This window comes from Mycolicibacterium llatzerense, from assembly GCF_000878195.1.
GTDB classification, from domain to species: Bacteria; Actinomycetota; Actinomycetes; order Mycobacteriales; family Mycobacteriaceae; genus Mycobacterium; species Mycobacterium llatzerense.
Genome location: NZ_JXST01000006.1, coordinates 22,679 through 42,767, shown reverse-complemented (window position 1 = coordinate 42,767; position 20,089 = coordinate 22,679). Strand labels below are relative to the sequence as shown.

Sequence of the window (20,089 nt, the reverse complement as noted above, 5' to 3'; positions counted from 1 at the left end):
TGTTTCCTTTCTCGGGTACTGCGTTGGTCAGTTCGCTACTTGGTGAGTCTCAGTCGTCGTTGTCTGCTCCTCACTGGCGGCTTCCAATTCAGGCTGATCAGGAAGCGGTTTGGATTCGGCATCGTTCTGCTGCCGGAAGGATGTGTAGATATCGAGCAGCACCTGCTTCTGCCGCTCGGTGATCGAGAGGTCGGCGATGATGGCGTCACGCACCTCGCCGGCGGCACTGGGCTCCAGGATTCCGGCCCGTACGTAGAGCACCTCGGCCGAAACCCTGAGCGCCTTGGCGATCTGGTTCAGCACATCGGCCGACGGCTTGCGCAGGCCACGCTCGATCTGGCTCAGGTAGGGGTTGCTGACGCCCGCCTTCTCAGCGAGCTGGCGGACCGAGACCTGCGCAGCCTCCCGCTGGGTGCGGATGAAGCTGCCGATGTCCTGTGCTGCATTCGACATGACGGCGGCGATGTCTGCATCCTGCGCCATGTCGTTCCCCTGTCTTCGTCGACCGCTTTTGGTGGGCGATCTGTACGAAAACAACGGTAAAAGAGGGTGCTAACTATTGCAAGCGCTTGCAAGCGCTTGCTAGCACGATCAGAGGAACAGCTCGGCGACCGTGTATATGACCAGTCCGGCCAACGATCCGACGACCGTGCCGTTGATCCGAATAAACTGCAGGTCACGGCCCACATGGAGCTCGATCCGCCGGCTCGCCTCGTCGGCGTCCCAACGTTCGATGGTCTCCGTGATGATCGCTGTGATCTCCGTCCCATATTGCGCAACAAGGTGTTTTGCGCCCCTGACGAGCCAGTCGTCAACTTTGTCCCGCAGCTCCGCGTCGTCCCGCAGAGACTCCCCGATCCGCACCACCGAATCTGCAATCCGGGTGCGCAAAACTGACGATGGATCGTCCACCGATTCGAGGATGATGCGCTTGGCGGTGCTCCACGCCGTCTCCGCAGCCCGCGCCACCTCGTCGCGTGCCAGGATCTGTTCCTTGATCCGTTCGGCCCGCGCGATCGTGTCCTCGTCGTTCTGCAGATCGTCGGCGAAGTCGAAGAGGAACTTCGTGGCCGACATCCGCAGCTCGTGCTCGGGGTTGCGCCGCACCTTGTCGGTGAAGTCCATCAGCTCGCGGTGGATGCGGTCGCCCACCAGGTGGTCGACCCAGCGCGGCGACCACGTCGGCGAATCCCGCTCGATGACCCGCTCGATGATCTCGCCGGCATTGAGTGACCATTGGAACGCGCGGTCGGCCAACAGCTGCAGCAGCGCCTCCTGCCGCCGCTCGGCCAGCAGGCTCTCCAGCACCCGGCCGATCGGCGGGCCCCACTGCGGTTCCGCGATCCGCTTGACGATCATCCGGTCCAGCACGTGCTGCACGTCTTCGTCGCGCAGTAGCTCCACCAGCACCCGCAGCACCGTCGACGCCTCGGCGGCCACCCGTGCCGCATGCACCGGTTCCGACAGCCACTTTCCCAGCCGGCTGGCCACCTGGGCGTCGCGCAGCTTCGTCTCGACCACTTCCTGCGACATGAAGTTCTCGCGCACAAAGGTGCCCAGGCCCTCGCCGAGCTGGTCCTTCTTGCGCGGAATGATCGCGGTGTGCGGGATGGGGATGCCCAGCGGATGACGGAACAGCGCCGTCACCGCGAACCAGTCCGCCAACGCACCGACCATGCCCGCCTCGGCACCGGCCCGGACATATCCCACCCACGGACCGGTCCAGCTGTACGCGCCGCCCCGGGCCTGCAACCATGTACACACGGCAAACAACACCGTCGCACCCAGCAGGAAGCTCAGCGCGACCGCTTTCATCCGGCGCAGGTTACGGCGCCGCTCTTCGTCGGCCGTCCGGTCGGCGCCGGCAAACGACTCCGCGAGGCTGACGTGCGGTTCGAGGGATGCCTGGTGCCTTGAATGGGGTCCAGGTCCCGGCCTGGGTCGGTGTGCCACGCTTCCATCATCCTGCATGCCCGCAACAGGCGCCCCGTATTATCAAGCTGATCTAGCGGAATGGACATACTGCGACCGTGGCACAGCAAAACGCACCGTCGTCGGCAAAAGCCGACGGGCGCAAACGACGCTGGCACCAACACAAGGTCGATCGCCGCAATGAACTGGTCGACGGCACACTCGAAGCCGTCCGGCGCCGCGGCAGCAACGTCAGCATGGACGAGATCGCGGCCGAGATCGGCGTGTCGAAGACCGTGCTGTACCGCTACTTCGTCGACAAGAACGATCTGACCACCGCGGTGATGATGCGCTTCGCGCAAACCACACTGATCCCCAATATGGCGTCAGCGCTGTCGTCGAACCTCGACGGCTTCGAACTCACCCGGGAGATCATCCGGGTGTACGTCGACACCGTCGCCGCCGAGCCGGAGATCTATCCGTTCGTGTTCGCCAACAGTTCGGCGAGCAAGAGCAAGGCCATCGCCGACTCCGAACAGATCATCGCGCGCATGCTCGCCGTTGTGCTGCGCCGACGCATGGCGCACGCCGGGATGGACACCGGCGGCGTCGACGCCTTCGCGTTCCACACCGTCGGCGGCGTGCAGCTGGCCACCCACTCCTGGATGTCCAATCGCCGGATGACCGCTGAACAACTCATCGACTACCTGACCTTGCTGTCCTGGGGCGCGCTGCGGGGCGCCGTCGAAGTCGGCGGGTCATTGCAGGAATTCAACGCGCAACCGCATCCGTCCCCGACCATCCCGCCACATCTGATTCACTGAGCGGCGTGACCTCCGATCTGCCGTCGCTGTGGACCCACGAACCGCACAAGCACCTTGAGTTCAAACCCGGTCACCGGGTGGCCGACATCGACCCGGACGCCACCCCCGGGTTCCGCGGCAGCAAGGCCGACGCCCCCGAGCTGCAGACCGAACGCAACGAGCGGTTCGCCGAGCTGCAGGAGCGGCTGTACGCGAACAGCCGCTCCGGGGACCGCCGGTCCGTGCTGCTGGTCCTGCAGGGCATGGACACCGCCGGCAAAGGCGGAATCGTCAAACATGTTGTGGGAGCCGGTAATCCGCAAGGGATCTGGTACTCAGCCTTCGGCAAGCCCACCCCGGAAGAGCTGTCGCATCACTACCTTTGGCGCATCCAGAAGGCGGTACCGCCGGCCGGGCACATCGGTGTCTTCGACCGGTCGCACTACGAGGACGTGCTGATCGTGCGGGTGCACGACCTGGTGCCGCCGTCGGTATGGGAAGGCCGGTACGACGAGATCAACGCCTTCGAGCGCGAACTGACCGACGCCGGGACGACGATCATCAAGGTCGCGATGTTCGTCTCGCTCGACGAGCAGAAGAAGCGGCTCGCGGAGCGGCTCGACCGGCCGGACAAGTACTGGAAGTACAACCCCGCCGACATCGATGAGCGCCTGCTGTGGCCGAAGTATCAAGAGGCGTATCAGGCCGTGCTGGACCGCACCTCCACCGCGCATGCGCCGTGGCACGTCGTGCCGTGCAACCGCAAGTGGTACTCCCGGCTGGCCATCACCGAGCTACTGATCGAGGCGCTCGAACAGCTCGAACTATCTTGGCCCCCAGCCGATTTCGACGTCGAGGCGGAGAAGAAGCGACTGGCGTCCTGTTAGCCCGCCGAGATGACGGTTGATGACGGAATTTGGCGAAATTTCGTCATCAACCGTCATCTCGTCAGAGCGATATGGAACCGAATGACCGCGCGGCGCGTCTGACCAATGTGTGGGGGAACTTTTTCTCGGCACCGAAGCCCTGGAATCGGGTGCGGTCACGCGGCAAATGCTGCGCGCCCGATATCGCATGGTCCACAGAAATGTCTACGCGCCAAATGAATTCACGCTCACGCCACGCGATCACGCCGAAGCCGCGTGGCTGTGGTCAGGTCGGGAGGCCACACTGGCGGGATTTTCCGCCGCGGCCGCACTCGGCAGCCGTTGGATACCAAGCCAAGCCCCGGCAGAACTAGCGAGGACCCGCAAACCGGCACCAAAGGGCATCGTCGTTCACATCGGCACGATCGCCGACGACGAATTGACGATCGTTGATGCGATGTCGTGCACCACACCCGCCCGCACCGGCTATGACCTGGGCCGACGGCTGCCGTTCGAGACTGCCGTCATCCGCATCGATGCGCTGCTCAACGCTAGCGGCGCTGCGGTCACCGATGTGGCAGCGATTGCCGAGCGATACGCCGGGGCCCGCGGTATCCGCCGCCTGCGCGACGCCCTGACTGTTGCCGATGCGGGTGCAGAGTCACCACAGGAGACGAGGCTGAGGTTGTTGCTCATGCAGTCCGGCCTGCCCCGACCCGTCACGCAGATACCGGTGGCCGACCAATGGGGCCGCGTGCGACGCCGAATCGACATGGGATACCCGCAATGGATGGTTGGAGTCGAGTACGACGGCCTACAGCACTGGACCGATGCGCGGCAGCACGAAGCGGACATCGAGCGGCTGGAGTTCCTGGCGGCTCAAGGCTGGACGATCATTCGGGTCAGCCGCAATCAGCTGCGTTTTCGACAGACGGAGGTAGTGGCACGGGCTCGAAAAGCCCTGTACGCCAACGGCTATCCCTCGTCGAGATGACGGTTGGTGACGCAATCTCGCCAAATTTCGTCACCAACCGTCATCTCGACACAAAGCAAGGAGCCCCCGGACGGCGTCCGGGGGCTCCTTGCTAGAAAAGCTACTTGACCAGTGTGAACTGGCCGATGTTGGTGATGCCGCGACGGAAGAAGTCGGCGCAACCGGTCAGATACTTCATGTACCGGTCGTAGATCTCCTGGCCCTGCATGGCGATGGCCTCGTCCTTGTTGGCGGCGAGGTTGGCGGCCCACATGTCCAGCGTGCGCGCGTAGTGCGGACGCAGCAGGTGGGTGCGCTCCAGGGTGAAGCCCGAGTTCGCGGCGAGCACCTCGATGTCCTCGACCGCCGGCAGCTGCCCGCCGGGGAAGATCACGTCGCCGATGAACTTCATGAACTTCAGGTCGCTGATCGTCAGCTTGATGCCGTTCTCACGGAAGAACTGCTGGGTGTGCGCCAGGATGGTGTGCAGCAGCATCCGGCCGCCGTTCTCCGGCAGGATGTTGTACGCCCGCTCGAAGAAGATCGGGTAGCGCTCCTGCTTGAAGGCCTCGAAAGCGCCGATCGACACGATACGGTCGACCGGCTCGTCGAACTCTTCCCAGCCCTGCATCCGGATCTCGATGCTGCGGTTGGTGTCGATCTTTGCCAGCCGCTCGCGGGCCCACTCCGACTGTTCCTTGCTCAGGGTGATGCCGATGACGTTGACGTCGAACTGGGTGATGGCGCGCTCGAGGCAACCGCCCCAGCCACAGCCAATGTCGAGGAGGGTCATGCCCGGCTTCAGGTCCAGCTTGCCCAGCGCCAGGTCGAACTTGGCGTTCTGCGACTCCTCGAGCGTCATGTCCTCGCGCTCGTAGTAGCCGCAGGTGTAGCCCATCGTGGGGCCGAGCCACAGCGCGAAGAACTCGTTCGAGATGTCGTAGATCGACTGCGACTCCTCGTAATGGGGGGTCAAATCGATATCGGCTTGTGACATATCGGTATCTATCCTTTGCGGTTACGTTCGCTGTCGCGGGAGGCGCCATGGCCTGGTGCGGCCGGATGACATATCCGTGCGTGCGCATGCCCTAACGGGCCCAGCGAAAAACGACCCGCACGCAAGGTTAACGAAAATTACTGTCAGGCTCCAACCCGGCGTCTGTCAGTAGGTGTAGAAGCCTTTGCCAGACTTCTTACCGAGCTGCCCGGCCTCGACCATGCGCAGCAGCAACGGCGGGGCCGCGTACAGCGGCTCTTTGTACTCGTCGTACATGGAGTCGGCGATCAGCTTCATGGTGTCCAGGCCTACCAGGTCGGCAAGCTTCAGCGGGCCCATCGGATGCGACAACCCGGCGACGACCGCGGTGTCGATGTCCTCGACGGTGGCGAAGCCCGACTCGGCCATCCGGATGGCTGCCAGCAGGTAGGGAACCAGCAGGAAGTTGACAACGAAGCCCGAGCGATCCGCCGCCCGAACGACCTTCTTGCCCAGCACCTCGCCGGCGAAGGTCTCGACGCGCGCGGCGGCTTCGGGGGCGGTCGTCACCGATGAGATGAGCTCGACCAGCGGCAGCACCGGCACCGGGTTGAAGAAATGCAGACCGAGCACGCGGCTCGGGTTCTTGGTCGCAGCGGCGATGCGCATGATCGGGATGGACGACGTGTTCGACGCCAGCACTGCCTCGGGGTCGGTGATGATCTCGTCAAGCTGAGAAAAAACCTTCGCCTTGACGTTGACGTCTTCGACGATGGCCTCGATGACGAGCTGGCGATCGGCCATGTCAGCCAGGTCGTTCGTGAAGCTCAGCCGACCCAGGGCGGCGTCGCGGTCGGCGTCGGACAGCTTGCCCTTCTTGACCGCGTTGTCCAGCGACTTGGTGATCCGCTCCCGGCCGGCGGTGGTCAGCGCCTCGGTCGGCTCGAACGCCAGGACCTGTGCGCCTGCCTTGATGCAGACCTCGGCGATACCGCCGCCCATCTGCCCGGCCCCGATGACCCCGACTCGTTCGATTGCGTTGCTCACCGCTGTCCTCTCCTCATGATTACTTCTGAAGATATGCGACAGGCCCCGCCCAGATCCTGAGCGGGGCCTGCCATATCAAAACCAAACGGCTCAGTGACTCAAGCCCTCGGTTCCACTTCGCAAGCTCAGTGGCTCCGGCTTTCCGGTTCCACTTCGCAAGCTCAGTGGAACTGGCCCTCTTCGGTCGAGCCCTTCAGAGCTGCGGTCGAGGTGTTCGGGTCCACGGTGGTGGCGATCTTGTCGAAGTAACCGGCGCCGACCTCACGCTGGTGCTTGGTGGCGGTGTAGCCGCGCTCCTCGGCCGCGAACTCGCGCTCCTGCAGGTCGACGTAGGCGGTCATGCCCTCGCGGGCGTAGCCGTAGGCCAGGTCGAACATGGAGTAGTTCAGGGCGTGGAAGCCGGCCAGGGTGATGAACTGGAACGTGAAGCCCATGGCACCCAGTTCCTTCTGGAACTTGGCGATGGTCGAGTCGTCCAGCGCCTGCTTCCAGTTGAACGACGGGCTGCAGTTGTAGGACAGCAGCTGGTCCGGGAAGTCAGCCTTGACGGCCTCGGCGAACTTGCGGGCGACCTCGAGGTCCGGCACGCCGGTCTCCATCCAGATCATGTCGGCGTACGGGGCGTAGGCCTTGGCACGCGCGATGCAGGGCTCGATGCCCTTCTGGATGTTGTAGAAGCCCTCAGCGGTGCGCTCACCGGTGACGAACGGCTTGTCGCGGTCGTCCACGTCCGAGGTGATCAGGGTGGCGGCCTCGGCGTCGGTCCGGGCGATGACGACGGTCGGGGTGCCCGCGACGTCGGCGGCCAGACGGGCCGAGGTCAGGGTGCGGATGTGCTGCTGGGTCGGGATCAGCACCTTGCCACCGAGGTGGCCACACTTCTTCTCAGACGCCAGCTGGTCCTCCCAGTGGGTACCGGCGGCACCCGCGGCGATCATGGCCTTCTGCAGTTCGTAGACGTTCAGGGCGCCACCGAAGCCGGCTTCACCGTCGGCGACGATCGGAACCAGCCAGTTGTCGACGCTCTTGTCACCCTCGACGCGGGCGATCTCGTCGGCGCGCAGCAGGGCGTTGTTGATGCGGCGGACGACGGCCGGCACCGAGTTGGCGGGGTACAGGCTCTGGTCCGGGTAGGTGTGGCCGGAGAGGTTCGCGTCACCGGCGACCTGCCAACCCGACAGGTAGATGGCCTTCAGGCCGGCGCGGACCTGCTGAACGGCCATGTTGCCGGTCAGGGCGCCCAGCGCGTTGATGTAGGAGCCGTCGCCCTTGGTGACGCCGTCCCACAGGATCTCGGCGCCACGACGCGCGAGGGTGTTCTCCTCGACGACGCTGCCCTGCAGCTCCTCAACCTGAGCTGCGGTGTAGTCGCGGGTGATGCCCTTCCAGCGGGGGTTGGTGTCCCAGTCCTGCTGAATCTCAGCGGCGGTACGTGGCTTTCCGACGTTGGACATTGTGCTCCTTCGTGAGGCCGCGTCGCCGTGGGCGCCAAGATTCAAACTGATTGTTAACGCTTCGGCGACTTCGCTTGTGTGCTGATAACGACGATGACACAGCACATACCCGCAGGTCCAGCGGTTACAGGTGCCAACTTTCGCCAACAGTCGTAGCCAAGTTGCGAAGATTGCGAATTTGCTGCGTTGCTTAACCGGTTCAGTAGCTACTGACTGGTAACCGAAATGCGCTGGTCAGTACGCTCGTACTGTTAAATCGGCGCACTCAGAGCGCGAACAGGCAGGCGACCGCTTTGACCTCGTCACCGACCACATATGTGAGCGTTGTAACACCGCGGTCACATAGCTCCGGACCGAATTTGTCCGTCGATCCGGCCGGGAACTCGTGCGTGAGGATCTCCAACCGCTCCCCCAGGGCCACCGCGGCGTCGTGCTCGATGGTGACCCGCAGCGGTGCCTCCAGCAGCTCGGGGCGATAGGTCTGCAGGTGGTCCTCGACCACCGACCAGTAGACGGAGTTGTTCATGTGGTCGAACAGGTCGATGTCGCTGACGCGGACCGGGTAGTCCACGATCCGGGTGGCATCGTCACGGCCGCCGGCCTTGAGGTAGCCCTTCCACCGCAGCCGATCGGTGGTGGCGGTCCGCTTCAAACCGGCCAGGAAGTCGTCCGAGATCCGCGCCGGCCCCTGCGTCTCCAGGTTCATGTTGATCCAGAACGCCTCGGATTCCATCAGGCCGCCCTTGCGGCCGTCGATGCGCACCCGCATCTCACACCACCGGTTCGAGGTTCCCGAACACCAGCGCCGCAGACGCAGGATGTCGCCGCGCTCGATGGGGCGGATCAAATCCACCATGGTGCGCCGGACGACCCAGGCGGGGTGGACGTCCTCGTAGCCCATCTGGCGCAGCTGGTCCTGGCCGATGTCCTGGATGTGCCGGCAGGCGCCGTCGAACCGCAGTCGGCCGTCCCGATCGACGTCGGCCATCCGCAGCGGCCAGCTGGTGTCGAACACGTCGGGGTGACCTTCAGGGACCGGCATCAGGACCTTGGCCAGCCCCGTTGCCAGTGTGGCCGTGGCCTTTTCGACGGTCTTTTCGGCGGTCTCCGCGGTGGTCATGGTGTCCCTTTCCCGGCGGGTCCACTCGGCTGGATCGCCCAACTCACCCGCGGGCCCGATCCTGCCACAGCGCCAATTTGCCAATTCTGCGAAGGTGGTATTCACATCATTGTTAGGCTGCTTTCATGGCGAAGACTTTCGTTGGCTCTCGGGTGCGTCAGCTCCGCGGCGAACGCGGCTTCAGCCAGGCCGCGCTGGCGCAGATGCTCGACATCTCGCCCAGCTATCTCAACCAGATCGAGCACGACGTGCGACCACTGAGCGTCTCCGTACTGCTCCGGATCACCGAGGTGTTCGGCGTCGACGCGACGTTCTTCGCCTCCCAGGACGACACCCGGCTGGTCGCCGAACTACGCGAAGCACTGATGGATCGGGATCTGGGCGTCGACGTCGACATCCCCGAGATCGCCGACCTGGTCAGCACCCACCCGACGATGGCCCGCGCGATGGTCGATCTGCACCGCCGCTACCGGTTGTCCACCGCACAGCTCGCCGCCGCCACCGAGGACCGGTTCTCCGACGGCAGCGGCAGTGGCGCCATCACCATGCCGCACGAAGAGGTCCGCGACTACTTCTACACGCGGCAGAACTACCTGCACGAACTCGACACCGCGGCCGAGGAATTCATCCTCCGCATGCACATGCGCCGGTCCGAACTGTCCCGCGAGCTGGCCGAGCGGCTGAGCCGCGTACACCACGTGCGCATCGTGCAGCGGCTCGAACTCGGCGACAACGTGCTGCACCGCTACGACCCGGAGACCAGGACGCTGGAGATCGGCGGCCACCTGTCGTCGGGACAGTACGTGTTCAAGCTGGCCGCCGAGCTCGCCTACCTGGAATTCGGCGACCTGCTGGAAAGCCTGGTGGCCGAAGGCAATTTCACCAGCGAGGAGTCGGTGAAGCTGGCCCGCATGGGGCTGGCCAACTACTTCGCCGCGGCCGCGGTGCTGCCCTACGGCCAATTCCACGCTGTCGCAGAGGAATTCCGCTACGACGTCGAGCGGCTGTCGGCCTACCACTCGGTGAGCTACGAGACCATCGCGCACCGGCTGTCGACGTTGCAGCGGCCGTCTATGCGCGGCGTGCCGCTGTCGTTCGTCCGGGTCGACCGGGCCGGCAACATGTCGAAACGCCAGTCCGCCACCGGCTTTCACTTCTCCTCGTCGGGCGGCACCTGCCCGCTGTGGAACGTCTACGAGACCTTCGCGAACCCCGGCAAGATGCTGGTGCAGATCGCCCAGATGCCCGACGGCCGCAACTACATGTGGGTGGCGCGCACCGTGGAACGACGCGCCGCGCGGTACGGCCAGCCCGGTAAGACCTTCGCCATCGGGCTGGGTTGCGAACTGCGCCATGCCAATCGGCTCGTCTACTCCGAAGGGCTGGACCTGTCCGGCGGGGCCGCGACGCCCATCGGCTCGGGGTGCCGGGTGTGCGAACGAGACAACTGCCCGCAGCGGGCCTTCCCCGCGTTGGGCCGGGCACTGGACCTCGACGAACACCGCAGCACCGTGACGCCGTATGTGGTGAAGCGCGCGAATTAGTGACCGGCAGTGTGCCGGCGCGGGCATAGGCTGGATGCGTGGCTCCCTCAGCATTGAAGGTCGATCCCGACGGCCTGCGGTCGCTCGCCAGAGAATTGAGCGACGCCGCCGCCGGCTTGAAACCTGCTCCCGCACAGGCCGCAGCCGGGCCCGTGTGGCAGCCGAGTGCTGCCGCGGTGGGTGACGTGTCGGCCGGGATCGATCATGTCGATGGTGAGTGCTCGAAAGCCCTGACCGAATTCGGCAGCAACCTGACCAAGGCCGCCGCCGCCTACGAAGCCACCGACGCCGCAGGCGGCGCAGCCGTGTCACGGTCAATGCCGGGTCGGTAGGGGTCTTGACCGCACCGGTGTCGATGCCGACGAAGTCGCAGGTCCAGTCATGGAACACGGATTCGCTGGAGGCTGCCGCAAAGACGTGGGGCCAGCGCGCCACAAAGCTGAAAGACGCATACGACAAAGCGCAGCACGGACTCGAGAATGCCGACTGGAGCGGCACCGCGGGTGAGCAGGCCCGGGCACGGCTGAAAGCTGATGCGACCAAGGTCCATACGGTTCTGGAGCGGGTCGAGCACGCTCAAACGACGGCTACCAAGGGTGCGCAGACGATTGGCAACGCGAAGCACGACGCGGTCAAGACGATTGACGACGCCGAGGACGAGATGTTCTCCGTCAGCGAGGATCTGACGGTCACCGATCGGCTGCCGAAAATTCTCGTGGCCCCAATGCTGCTGCTGCGCGAACTGGCCAGGCACGCATACCAGGCAGCGATCCGAGGGCGGGCCATGAAATTGGCCACCCTCGACGCACAGGTAGCCGCGGCGTTGAAGCTGATCGGTACCCAGTTGAACGGATTCAAGCTGGGCCCTGGCGGTGGTCCTGGGCCTGACGGATCGGTGCCTCCGGGCGGAGTGAAGAACCTCGGACCCATCGCCGGCACCGGTGCTCAGCCCGGTATCCCGGGCATCGGCGCCGCCGACCTGGGGGAGATCGTCGAGTTGCCGGACGGCCGTTTGGTGGCTGTGTTCGGCGACTCCTTCAAGGGCGACAAGGTCGGCGGCCCTGACAACGAGCACTACCGGTCAGTGGCCGTGCCGATCGTGGGCTGGGACAAAGACGGCAGGCCCATCTTCGGCCAGCCGCTCAACAGTCCGGGCGGCCCCGGTACCCCGGGCGTCCTGTTCCCTCCCCCGCCGGAAGCACTGGCGATCGACCCGAATACCAATCCCCTGCCCGCCGGCTCGTTTCAGGCCAACGGCAAGACGTACATGATGGTCAGCGGTACCTCGGGCCTGAAACCAACGGCCGGTTCCTGGCTGGTCGAGGTCTCAGACGATCCGTCCAAAGGCTGGCAACCCGTGCCCGGCTCATGGCGCCCCTCGGCCCCTGGCTTGCCCGGAAACCCGCCGACCCAAGTCAGCGGCTACCAAGGCAAAGACGGAATGGTGTACATCGCGGGAGACTCGTTCGACCGCAGCCAGGGCGTCACGATGTACCGAGTTGATCCGGCGCATGTCACAGATCGAAATGCCTGGCAGCCGTGGACGGGAAGTAGCTGGGGGCAGCACAGCGACACCCCCGCCGTATTGAGCCGAGGCCAGAATTTCGGAGAATTGAGCTTCCGCGAGATTGATGGCCACCCAGTGTTGTCCGGCTTCAACAGCACTCCTGGGGTCAACCAAGTCGAGGTCCGCGTGGCCGATGACCCCACCAAGATATTCGCCCCTCCGCCCATCGTCGCAGCCCAGCAGAACTCGCCTGCAGCTCCTGGCTACGTCTTCCAGCCGTACGGCGGCTACATCATGCCAGGATCATCGCTCGATGAACTGAATATCCTTGTCAGCCAATGGAATACCCAGAATGGTTCGGACGGCAAGCCTCTGGGAGCTCCGTACGACACTCAGCAGGTGCAGGTCAATGCATCCAAGTAACACGAATTGGCCGGGACACGATTGCCGATCTAGTGAGTCTGGGAAGGAACTGACATGAGAGCACTCCCCAGAGCTTCGTTCGTCGTCACGGCAATGATGTTGGTCGGCATGGCCTCGCAACCCAGCGCCTGGGCAGACCCACCGACGTTTCCGGACATGAGCCGATACACGCCTGTCAACTCTGTCGACTACGAAGTCGACGCGTCGACGCCGGGCATCCACGCCAGACAAGTTGTTTTCCTGACTCCTGACGGAATCACCTGTGATTTCATGATGCCGCCGGCAGCGATCTGCACGGGCAACAACTTTCCGTCAGTTCCCCCGGCCACGACTGGCCTCAATTCGATCGGGACAGACTACGGGTTGGCCCCGATCGGTTCTGGCATCCCGCAGACGAACAACCTCAGAACTCTTCCACCGTTTCACACCCTCACCGTCAACGGCGTGACCTGCGGTGTCGACGACAAACGCACCACCGCGTGCAAGGACTCCCAAGGACACGGCTTCGTCTTGTCCCCCAACGGGTCTGGCTGGCTGCCGCAGGTCTGAAACATGAGAGAAGTTGCAGGAACAGCTTTCATGATCGCGGGACTCACATTGAGCGCCGCCTGCACAAGTCACCCGACCAGCCCGGCGCCGACCACCTCCCGCGCTGAGCTGACCAGCTTCCCGAACTTGGACAGCTACGTGTTGGTCAAGAGACACGACTACGACGTCGTGGGGCACACCGGGACGTCCGAGGAGTTCTCCACAGCCGACGGGATCCGTTGCAGCATCAACGGATACACCTCGATGAGCTGTTCGACACCGTTCGCCCTGCCGGGTACCACGTCGGGCAGTACCGATACGAGCTGCACCTCGGTCGGGCCGAATAGTGTGCCGTTGCGCGACCGAGACCCGCATCCCTATCAGTTCCGACAGTCCAACAATTCATGCACTTCGGGCGCGCCGGAAAAACAGCTCCCGAACGGAAGCAAGATCAACTACGACGCCCAGGGGGTCACATATTTCACGTGCGCCGCCGATGTCAATCTCGTCGCCTGCATTGATCACAACAAGCATGGCTTCGTCCTGCAGCAGTCACGCAGCTGGACTTTCTGACTCCTCGCCGGTCAGCCGCTCGATCGCCGGCGCTGAAGTGCCCGGATGCGAGAAGAACGTGGCGTAGAAGCCGTAGGCCAGTGTTGCGAACGCGCCAATGATGAGCAACCCGAACATGATCGGGTACGCCGCCATCCAGTCGGATAGGTGACGGACGCACAGCATCAGGCCGACGATGACGGACACGCCACCGGCGATCAGCCGTAGTCGGGCACGCGCAGTTGGCCGGACCGGTTCCCGCAGCGCCGATTCGACCGTCAGGCACAACGCCGCACCGACCACGAGGTCGACGCCGTAGTGGAAGCCGAAGCCCAGGGTCGCGGCCAGGGTGCCCACCAGCCAGCAGGTGCCGCCGATGCGCAACCACCGCGGTCCCGACCGAGAGTGGATGAACACAGCCAGCGCCCACGCCGTGTGCAGTGACGGCATGCAGTTACGCGGGGTCGACGTGTCGAACGCGATGGGCACAGCGGTGCCGTCGACCGGCGGTAGCAGCGCCGGCCAGAAGTCGCCGACCTGGAATCCGCCACCGGCCGGGCCGAAAGCGTAGGTGGGTCCCACCAACGGGAACATCAGATAGATCAGCGGGCCGATCAGACCGAGCACGAGGAAGGTCCGGACGACGAAGTGCCGGGGCCACCGCCCACCCGTGGTCACGTTCCGCAGCTGATAGATGGCCACCACGGTCGCGGCGGCCGAGAGTTCGAGATACACCCAGTGCAGCAGGAAGTAGAGCACCGAATGGTGCTGGACCAGCTGCCCCAGCACCCACGACGGCTGCCCCAGCGCGTGATCGGCGCGGGCCGCGAACTCATCGAGCACGGTGGGGCGCGTCAGCGACGTGATGGTCAGCCAGGCGTCACCGGCCTTGGTGGCGAGCACGAGCAACAGGCCGGTGGCGACGCCTTTCAGCGCGGTGTCGCGTCGCGAGCCGGTCCACCGCATCAGCGCAAACACACCCAGCCCGGTGAGCACGACCAACGCGCCGCTGCCCATCGCCGCCGGAAGACCGACGTACTCCCGGCCGACGACAAAGAGCACGTCGAGCCCAAGTGCGGTGCCCGCAATCGGCAGCCGGTAGTCGCGCGGCACTGCGACCAGAGCCACCACCAGCGCCGCCCAGGGCACCGTGAATCCCGCCGGGGTTCCGACGTAATCGCCGATCAGGCGCTCGAGCGGACCCCGGAAACCGCACAGCATCGCCGTGGCCTGCAGCGCGCACATGAACGTCGCGACCAGCGCAATGCCGATCGCGACCTTCGTCCGGGGCGGTACACCCTCCTTAAGAAAGGGTGAATGCTCAATGAACACGTGATAGACGATAGGTCGTCAGACGCCGCTACCAGCAATTTGCGACCAATTTGCGACTCAGCACATTTTCATTGCGGCCGCTGCATGGCTGGACCCTACGACCGCCTCGCCTGTGCCAGACTCGGGAATTGTGAACACCATCGAGCCGGCCCGCATCGAACCCGGCGGCTTCCGTGAGCTGGGCCCGCTCAACTGGGTCATCGCCAAGATCGGCGCCAAGACCATCCGGGCTCCGCGGTTCACCCTCTTCAACGTCCTCGGCCAGCACCATCTGCTGTTCCTGACGTTCCTCCCCTACTCCGGCATGCTGCTGGGCCGCAGCAAGCTGGGGCTCAGGGATGCCGAACTGGTGATCCTGCGCGTCGCTCATCTGCGCGGCAGCGAGTACGAACTGCAGCAGCACCGTCGCCTCGCCCGCAGCCGCGGCGTCGACGCCGAGACGCAGGCCCGCATTTTCGAAGGGCCGGACGCCGAGGGCCTCACCGACCGGCAACGCGTCCTGATCACCGCGACGGACGAGTTCGTCATCACCCGGTCGGTGTCCGACCAGACGTGGAAGTCGCTGGCGGCGTACCTGGACCGCAAGCAGCTCATCGACTTCTGCCTGCTGGCAGCGCAATACGACGGGCTGGCAGCGACCATCGCCACCCTGCGCGTGCCGCTGGACTTCCCGGACTAGCGCGCTCGAACCGGCTAGAGGTAGGTGACCCCGAGAACCGCCAGCGTCATCAACACTGGCGCGACGGGCAGGCACCACAGGAACGCGGACTTCGCAAAAGCCTTGCGCTCCTGAAACTTTCGAGCGAAGAACACGGCGGCGCCGGCCACCACGAAGACCACGCCGGACATCACCAGTACCCAGAAGCTGATCCTGGTGGTGTCCATCGCGAGTGAGATGGCCACCAGCCACAACATGTGGCCGACGACCAAACCGCCTATCGCGGCAACAACATTCGCGCGCAAGACCGACTCAGAAGTTGATCATGTGGCCGGCTAGGCCGTGGATGGCCTCCTGCAGCGCCTCCGACAGCGTCGGGTGGGTGTGCACGTTGCGGGCCAGCTCGTTGACGGTCAGATCCCACTTCTGGGCCAGCGTCAGCTCGGGCAGCAGCTCGGACACATCAGGCCCGATCAGGTGCCCGCCGATCAGCTCGCCGTACTTGGCATCGGCGATCAGCTTCACGAAGCCGGTCGGGTCGGCCAGGCCGTGCGCCTTGCCGTTCGCGGTGAACGGGAACTTGGCGACCTTAATATCGGAGCCTCGTCGTATCGCTTCTTCTCTGGCCTGCTCCTCGGTGAGACCGAAGCTCGCGACCTGCGGCTGGCAGAACGTGGCGCGCGGCATCATGCGGTAGTCACCGAACGCCATGGTCTCAGCGCCGGCGATGGTCTCGGCGGCCACCACGCCCATCGCCTCGGCCACGTGCGCCAGCATCAGCTTGGCTGTCACATCACCGATCGCGTAGATGTGCGGGACGTTGGTGTGCATGTAGTCATCGATCGCGATGGCGCCGCGGTCGGTGAGCGCGACGCCCGTCGTCTCGAGGCCGTAGCCGTCGACGTTGGGGCCGAAACCGATGGCCTGCAACACCTTGTCGGCCTTGAGCTCCTGGGTGCCGCCGTCCTTGCTCACCACGACGGTCACGTCCGAGCCATTGTCGGTGATCGACTCGACCTTGGTGCCGGTGAGGATCTTGACGCCCAGCTTCTTGTACTGCTTCTCGATCTCCTTGGAGACCTCGGCGTCTTCGTTGGGCAACGCGCGCGGCAGGAACTCGACGATCGTCACGTCGACGCCGTAGTTCTTCAGCACGTACGCGAACTCCATGCCGATGGCGCCGGCGCCGGCGATGATGATCGAGCCGGGCAGCTCCCGCGTCAGAATCTGCTTCTCGTAGGTGACGACGTTCTCGCTCAGCGAGGTGCCGGGCACCAGCCGCACCGACGAACCGGTCGCGATGATCGCGTTGTCGAAGGTGAGCTCCTCGGTGCCACCCTCGTTGAGCTTGACCGACATCGACTTGGGTCCGGTGAAGGTGCCGTAGCCGTGAACCTCGGTGATCTTGTTCTTCTTCATCAGGAAGTGCACGCCCGCGACGCGGCCCTCGGCGACCTTGCGGCTGCGGTCGAACGCCGCACCGAAGTCGAAGCTGGCCTCGCCACTGATGCCGAAGGTCTTGGCTTCCTTGTTGAAGATGTGCGCCAGCTCCGCGTTGCGCAGCAGGGCCTTGGATGGGATACACCCCACGTTGAGACAGACGCCGCCCCAGTACTTCGGTTCGACGATGGCGGTGGTCAGCCCCAGCTGGGCTGCGCGAATAGCGGCGACATATCCGCCGGGACCGGCTCCGAGAACGACGACGTCATAGTGAGTCACATGCACACCTTATAGGCGAGCGGTGCTTGGCAGGCGGGAGACCGATTCAACCGGCTACGTTCCCGGCAGTGGGCACGCTTCCTCGGCACGGTCGACGATCAGCGTGCCGTCCCGGACGGGCCGCGCGCCTTGCGCGTACTGGGCGCCGACGATGGGCGGCTGGGCCGCGAGCTCGGCGTTCTCCGCCTCGCTGAACACCCGCCCGCGCGACAGGAAGCGTTTGCCTTCAGGCGCCTCCACGCTGAACCCGCTGCCCCGGCCCGCGACCACGTCGATGATCAGTTGCGTGTGCTGCCAGGCCTCGAACTGCGGGCCCGAAATCCACACCGGTACGCCGTCGGCTCCGACGTCGAGCACCGCAAGCAGCACGTCCCGGTCCCCCACGATGAAATCGCCGTCGGGATAACACATCGGCGACGACCCGTCGCAGCATCCGCCGGACTGATGAAACATCAACGGCCCGTGCTGGTTCTGCAGACTGCGCAGCAGTTCGGCGGCATCGGCGGTGATCAGTGCCCGTGATGGCATGCAGCCACCCTACGCCGGAGGGTAAGAATGTCCGGGTGACTTCTGATTCCCTCGGCCCCGCCACTGGCGATCCCGTCGCTCCGCTCGCCCCAGAAGCCGATCCCGTCGCTCCGCTCGCCCCAGAAGCCGATCCCTACCTGTGGCTCGAGGACATCACCGGCGACGACGCGCTGAACTGGGTGCGCGAGCACAACGACCCGACGATCGCCGAGTTCGGCGGCGAGCGTTTCGAGCAGATGCGCGCCGACGCCCTCGAGGTGATGGACACCGATGCCCGCATTCCGTACGTCCGGCGGCGCGGCGAGCTGCTCTACAACTACTGGCGCGACGCCGAGAACCCCCGTGGGCTGTGGCGGCGCACCACGCTCGACAGCTACCGCACCGACGCGCCCGAGTGGGACGTGCTGATCGACCTCGACAAGCTCGCGGCCGACGAAGACGAGAACTGGGTGTGGGCCGGTGCCGATGTCATCGAACCCGGCCTGAACCTCGCCCTGATCGCGCTGTCCCGCGGCGGGGCCGACGCGTCGGTGGTCCGCGAGTTCGACATGGAGGCAAGGCAATTCGTCGACGACGGATTCAACTTGCCGGAAGCCAAGTCCAGCGTCTCCTGGGAGACACCCGACACGGTATTGGTTGGCACCGATTTCGGGCCCGGCGCCATGACCGAGTCCGGGTACCCGCGGATCGTCAAGCGGTGGCACCGTGGACAGCCGCTCTCCGAGGCCGTGACGATCTTCGAAGGCGCGGCGTCCGACGTCAGCGTCGGCGCGGGCTACGACAGCACACCGGGTTTCGAGCGGTTGATGGTGTCGCAGTCCACCGACTTCTTCAACCGCGAACGCTACGAAGTCCGCGGCGGCGAGCTCATCCGCATCGACGTCCCCACCGATGCCGCGATCTCCATCCACCGGGAATGGCTGCTGATCCGGCCGCGCGGCGAGTGGACCGTCGGTGAGACGACGTACGAGGCGGGAACGCTGCTGGCCGCCCGCTATGACGATTACCTGGCCGGAAACCGGGATCTGAGTGTGGTTTTCGAACCCGACGAGCACAGCAGTATGCAGAACTTCGCGTGGACCCGCGACCGGCTGCTGCTGCAGACGTTGGTCGACGTCATCGGCCACATCGAACTGGTTACCCCCGGAACCTGGGTGCGCGAGGACATTCCGGGCGTGCCGAAGCACGCCACCACCGTCATCGTCGATGTCGACGAGTACGGCGACGAGATCTTCCTGGACTCAAGCGGATTCGACAGTCCGTCGCGCCTGCTGTGGGGACACGCCGGCGGCGCGGTGACCGAGATCAAGCGCGCGCCGGGATTCTTCGACGCCTCCGAGGTCGAGGTGTCGCAGCATTTCGCGACGTCGGCCGACGGCACCCGCATCCCGTATTTCGTTGTGGGACAACGGGGTGTCACCGAGCCGCGCAAGACGCTGCTGAGCGGGTATGGCGGCTTCGAGTCGTCGATGCTGCCCGGTTACGCCGGAGTGCTCGGCCGGCTGTGGCTGACCCAGGGCGGCACCTACGTCGAGGCCAACATCCGCGGCGGCGGTGAGTACGGGCCACGCTGGCACACCCAGGCGATGCGCGAGGGGCGCCACCTGGTCTACGAGGACTTCGCCGCCGTCGCAGCCGATCTCGTGCGCCGCGGCATCACCACCGTCGAACAACTCGCCGCCGAGGGCGGCAGCAACGGCGGGCTGCTCATGGGCGTCATGCTGACGCGGTATCCGGAGTTGTTCGGTGCTCTGGTGTGCAGCGTGCCACTGCTGGACATGAAGCGGTATCACCTGTTGCTCGCCGGAGCCTCGTGGGTGGCCGAGTACGGCGACCCGGACAACCCCGACGACTGGGAGTTCATCTCGAAGTACTCGCCGTACCAGAACATTTCGGCCGAGCGGACCTACCCGGCGCTACTGATGACCACTTCGACGCGCGACGATCGGGTGCATCCGGGCCACGCCCGGAAGATGACGGCAGCACTCGAGGCCGTCGGCCACCGCGTCAACTACTACGAGAACATCGAGGGCGGACACGGCGGGGCCGCCGACAACTCGCAGGCAGCGTTCAAAGCCGCGCTCGTCTACTCGTTCCTCGAACGCACCGTCGGCTCCGCTTAACTCGCGAGCAGACGCAAAACTGTCG

General features: G+C 64.9%; 20 protein-coding genes. 10 read left to right on the top strand and 10 right to left on the bottom strand.

Going from position 1 to position 20,089, the window contains the following annotated elements:
- Positions 1 to 27 precede the first annotated feature (27 nt).
- Both TL10_RS05695 and TL10_RS05690 read right to left on the bottom strand, forming a co-directional pair.
- Positions 28 to 483 (bottom strand): helix-turn-helix transcriptional regulator, encoded by a 456-nt coding sequence (locus TL10_RS05695; protein ID WP_043401313.1) that lies wholly within the window; start codon positions 481 to 483, stop codon positions 28 to 30.
- Positions 484 to 591: 108 nt separating this feature from the next.
- Entirely contained in the window at positions 592 to 1,971 is a 1,380-nt protein-coding gene (locus TL10_RS05690; protein ID WP_192830183.1) for a DUF445 domain-containing protein, read from the bottom strand.
- Positions 1,972 to 2,030: 59 nt separating this feature from the next.
- Here TL10_RS05690 and TL10_RS05685 point away from each other — a divergent pair, with 59 nt between their 5' ends.
- From TL10_RS05685 to TL10_RS05675, 3 genes are all read left to right on the top strand, one after another.
- Positions 2,031 to 2,735: a TetR/AcrR family transcriptional regulator gene (locus TL10_RS05685; RefSeq protein ID WP_043401309.1), complete on the top strand. Its 705-nt coding sequence runs from the start codon at positions 2,031 to 2,033 to the stop codon at positions 2,733 to 2,735.
- A 5-nt stretch (positions 2,736 to 2,740) separates the two neighbouring features.
- Complete coding sequence (locus TL10_RS05680; RefSeq protein WP_043401307.1) at positions 2,741 to 3,601, top strand: polyphosphate kinase 2 family protein; 861 nt, start codon at positions 2,741 to 2,743, stop codon at positions 3,599 to 3,601.
- A 109-nt stretch (positions 3,602 to 3,710) separates the two neighbouring features.
- A complete protein-coding gene (locus tag TL10_RS05675) occupies positions 3,711 to 4,574 on the top strand; it encodes an endonuclease domain-containing protein (RefSeq protein ID WP_043984875.1) in 864 nt (287 codons plus the stop codon).
- A 100-nt stretch (positions 4,575 to 4,674) separates the two neighbouring features.
- Here the strand turns inward: TL10_RS05675 and TL10_RS05670 are convergent, their stop codons facing one another.
- The 4 genes from TL10_RS05670 to TL10_RS05655 form a co-directional block, all read right to left on the bottom strand.
- The gene (locus TL10_RS05670; RefSeq protein ID WP_043401302.1) at positions 4,675 to 5,550 is read right to left on the bottom strand and encodes a cyclopropane mycolic acid synthase family methyltransferase; all 876 of its coding nucleotides are present in this window, start codon (positions 5,548 to 5,550) and stop codon (positions 4,675 to 4,677) included.
- A gap of 165 nt (positions 5,551 to 5,715) precedes the next feature.
- Positions 5,716 to 6,576: a 3-hydroxybutyryl-CoA dehydrogenase gene (locus tag TL10_RS05665; protein WP_082067854.1), complete on the bottom strand. Its 861-nt coding sequence runs from the start codon at positions 6,574 to 6,576 to the stop codon at positions 5,716 to 5,718.
- A gap of 161 nt (positions 6,577 to 6,737) precedes the next feature.
- A complete protein-coding gene (gene aceA / locus TL10_RS05660) occupies positions 6,738 to 8,030 on the bottom strand; it encodes an isocitrate lyase (protein WP_043401298.1) in 1,293 nt (430 codons plus the stop codon).
- Positions 8,031 to 8,295: 265 nt separating this feature from the next.
- Positions 8,296 to 9,150: an acyl-[acyl-carrier-protein] thioesterase gene (locus tag TL10_RS05655; RefSeq protein ID WP_043984873.1), complete on the bottom strand. Its 855-nt coding sequence runs from the start codon at positions 9,148 to 9,150 to the stop codon at positions 8,296 to 8,298.
- Positions 9,151 to 9,275: 125 nt separating this feature from the next.
- Here TL10_RS05655 and ramB point away from each other — a divergent pair, with 125 nt between their 5' ends.
- From ramB to TL10_RS05630, 5 genes are all read left to right on the top strand, one after another.
- Positions 9,276 to 10,694 carry an acetate metabolism transcriptional regulator RamB gene (gene ramB, locus TL10_RS05650; protein ID WP_043984872.1) on the top strand — a complete coding sequence of 473 codons (1,419 nt, stop codon included), beginning with the start codon at positions 9,276 to 9,278 and terminating at the stop codon, positions 10,692 to 10,694.
- 38 nt (positions 10,695 to 10,732) lie between these two features.
- Complete coding sequence (locus tag TL10_RS05645) at positions 10,733 to 11,026, top strand: type VII secretion target (RefSeq protein ID WP_082067853.1); 294 nt, start codon at positions 10,733 to 10,735, stop codon at positions 11,024 to 11,026.
- A gap of 5 nt (positions 11,027 to 11,031) precedes the next feature.
- Positions 11,032 to 12,624 (top strand): DUF4185 domain-containing protein, encoded by a 1,593-nt coding sequence (locus TL10_RS05640; RefSeq protein WP_052506314.1) that lies wholly within the window; start codon positions 11,032 to 11,034, stop codon positions 12,622 to 12,624.
- A gap of 54 nt (positions 12,625 to 12,678) precedes the next feature.
- Entirely contained in the window at positions 12,679 to 13,173 is a 495-nt protein-coding gene (locus TL10_RS05635; RefSeq protein ID WP_131630683.1) for a hypothetical protein, read from the top strand.
- A gap of 126 nt (positions 13,174 to 13,299) precedes the next feature.
- Positions 13,300 to 13,725 carry a hypothetical protein gene (locus TL10_RS05630; protein WP_131630682.1) on the top strand — a complete coding sequence of 142 codons (426 nt, stop codon included), beginning with the start codon at positions 13,300 to 13,302 and terminating at the stop codon, positions 13,723 to 13,725.
- On the opposite strand, the gene TL10_RS05625 is transcribed toward TL10_RS05630, so the two are convergent.
- The gene (locus TL10_RS05625; RefSeq protein WP_234711377.1) at positions 13,705 to 15,036 is read right to left on the bottom strand and encodes a phosphatase PAP2 family protein; all 1,332 of its coding nucleotides are present in this window, start codon (positions 15,034 to 15,036) and stop codon (positions 13,705 to 13,707) included. The two genes, TL10_RS05630 and TL10_RS05625, sit on opposite strands and share 21 nt — an antisense overlap.
- Before the next feature lie 130 nt (positions 15,037 to 15,166).
- Here TL10_RS05625 and TL10_RS05620 point away from each other — a divergent pair, with 130 nt between their 5' ends.
- Positions 15,167 to 15,715, top strand: coding sequence for a carboxymuconolactone decarboxylase family protein (locus tag TL10_RS05620; RefSeq protein WP_043984868.1), 549 nt, complete (start codon positions 15,167 to 15,169; stop codon positions 15,713 to 15,715).
- A gap of 14 nt (positions 15,716 to 15,729) precedes the next feature.
- On the opposite strand, the gene TL10_RS05615 is transcribed toward TL10_RS05620, so the two are convergent.
- The 3 genes from TL10_RS05615 to TL10_RS05605 all read right to left on the bottom strand — a co-directional run bounded on the left by TL10_RS05615 (position 15,730) and on the right by TL10_RS05605 (position 17,941).
- Positions 15,730 to 15,939: a hypothetical protein gene (locus TL10_RS05615; protein ID WP_308204067.1), complete on the bottom strand. Its 210-nt coding sequence runs from the start codon at positions 15,937 to 15,939 to the stop codon at positions 15,730 to 15,732.
- Between the two features lie 67 nt (positions 15,940 to 16,006).
- Entirely contained in the window at positions 16,007 to 17,413 is a 1,407-nt protein-coding gene (gene lpdA, locus TL10_RS05610; protein ID WP_043984980.1) for a dihydrolipoyl dehydrogenase, read from the bottom strand.
- Positions 17,414 to 17,467: 54 nt separating this feature from the next.
- Positions 17,468 to 17,941, bottom strand: coding sequence for a DUF779 domain-containing protein (locus TL10_RS05605; protein ID WP_043401279.1), 474 nt, complete (start codon positions 17,939 to 17,941; stop codon positions 17,468 to 17,470).
- Between the two features lie 137 nt (positions 17,942 to 18,078).
- Here TL10_RS05605 and TL10_RS05600 point away from each other — a divergent pair, with 137 nt between their 5' ends.
- On the top strand, positions 18,079 to 20,064 hold the full coding sequence (locus TL10_RS05600; RefSeq protein WP_043402068.1) for a prolyl oligopeptidase family serine peptidase: 1,986 nt from the start codon (positions 18,079 to 18,081) through the stop codon (positions 20,062 to 20,064).
- The last annotated feature ends 25 nt before the right edge of the window (positions 20,065 to 20,089 follow it).

Bases quoted from the DNA above. Each gene is read 5' to 3' on its own strand.
- TL10_RS05690 (WP_192830183.1), bottom strand. From the start codon at position 1,971: ATGCAGGATGATGGAAGCGTGGCACACCGACCCAGGCCGGGACCTGGA.
- TL10_RS05635 (WP_131630683.1), top strand. From the start codon at position 12,679: ATGAGAGCACTCCCCAGAGCTTCGTTCGTCGTCACGGCAATGATGTTG.
- TL10_RS05605 (WP_043401279.1), bottom strand. From the start codon at position 17,941: ATGCCATCACGGGCACTGATCACCGCCGATGCCGCCGAACTGCTGCGC.
- ramB (WP_043984872.1), top strand. From the start codon at position 9,276: ATGGCGAAGACTTTCGTTGGCTCTCGGGTGCGTCAGCTCCGCGGCGAA.
- aceA (WP_043401298.1), bottom strand. From the start codon at position 8,030: ATGTCCAACGTCGGAAAGCCACGTACCGCCGCTGAGATTCAGCAGGAC.
- TL10_RS05670 (WP_043401302.1), bottom strand. From the start codon at position 5,550: ATGTCACAAGCCGATATCGATTTGACCCCCCATTACGAGGAGTCGCAG.
- TL10_RS05655 (WP_043984873.1), bottom strand. From the start codon at position 9,150: ATGACCACCGCGGAGACCGCCGAAAAGACCGTCGAAAAGGCCACGGCC.
- TL10_RS05695 (WP_043401313.1), bottom strand. From the start codon at position 483: ATGGCGCAGGATGCAGACATCGCCGCCGTCATGTCGAATGCAGCACAG.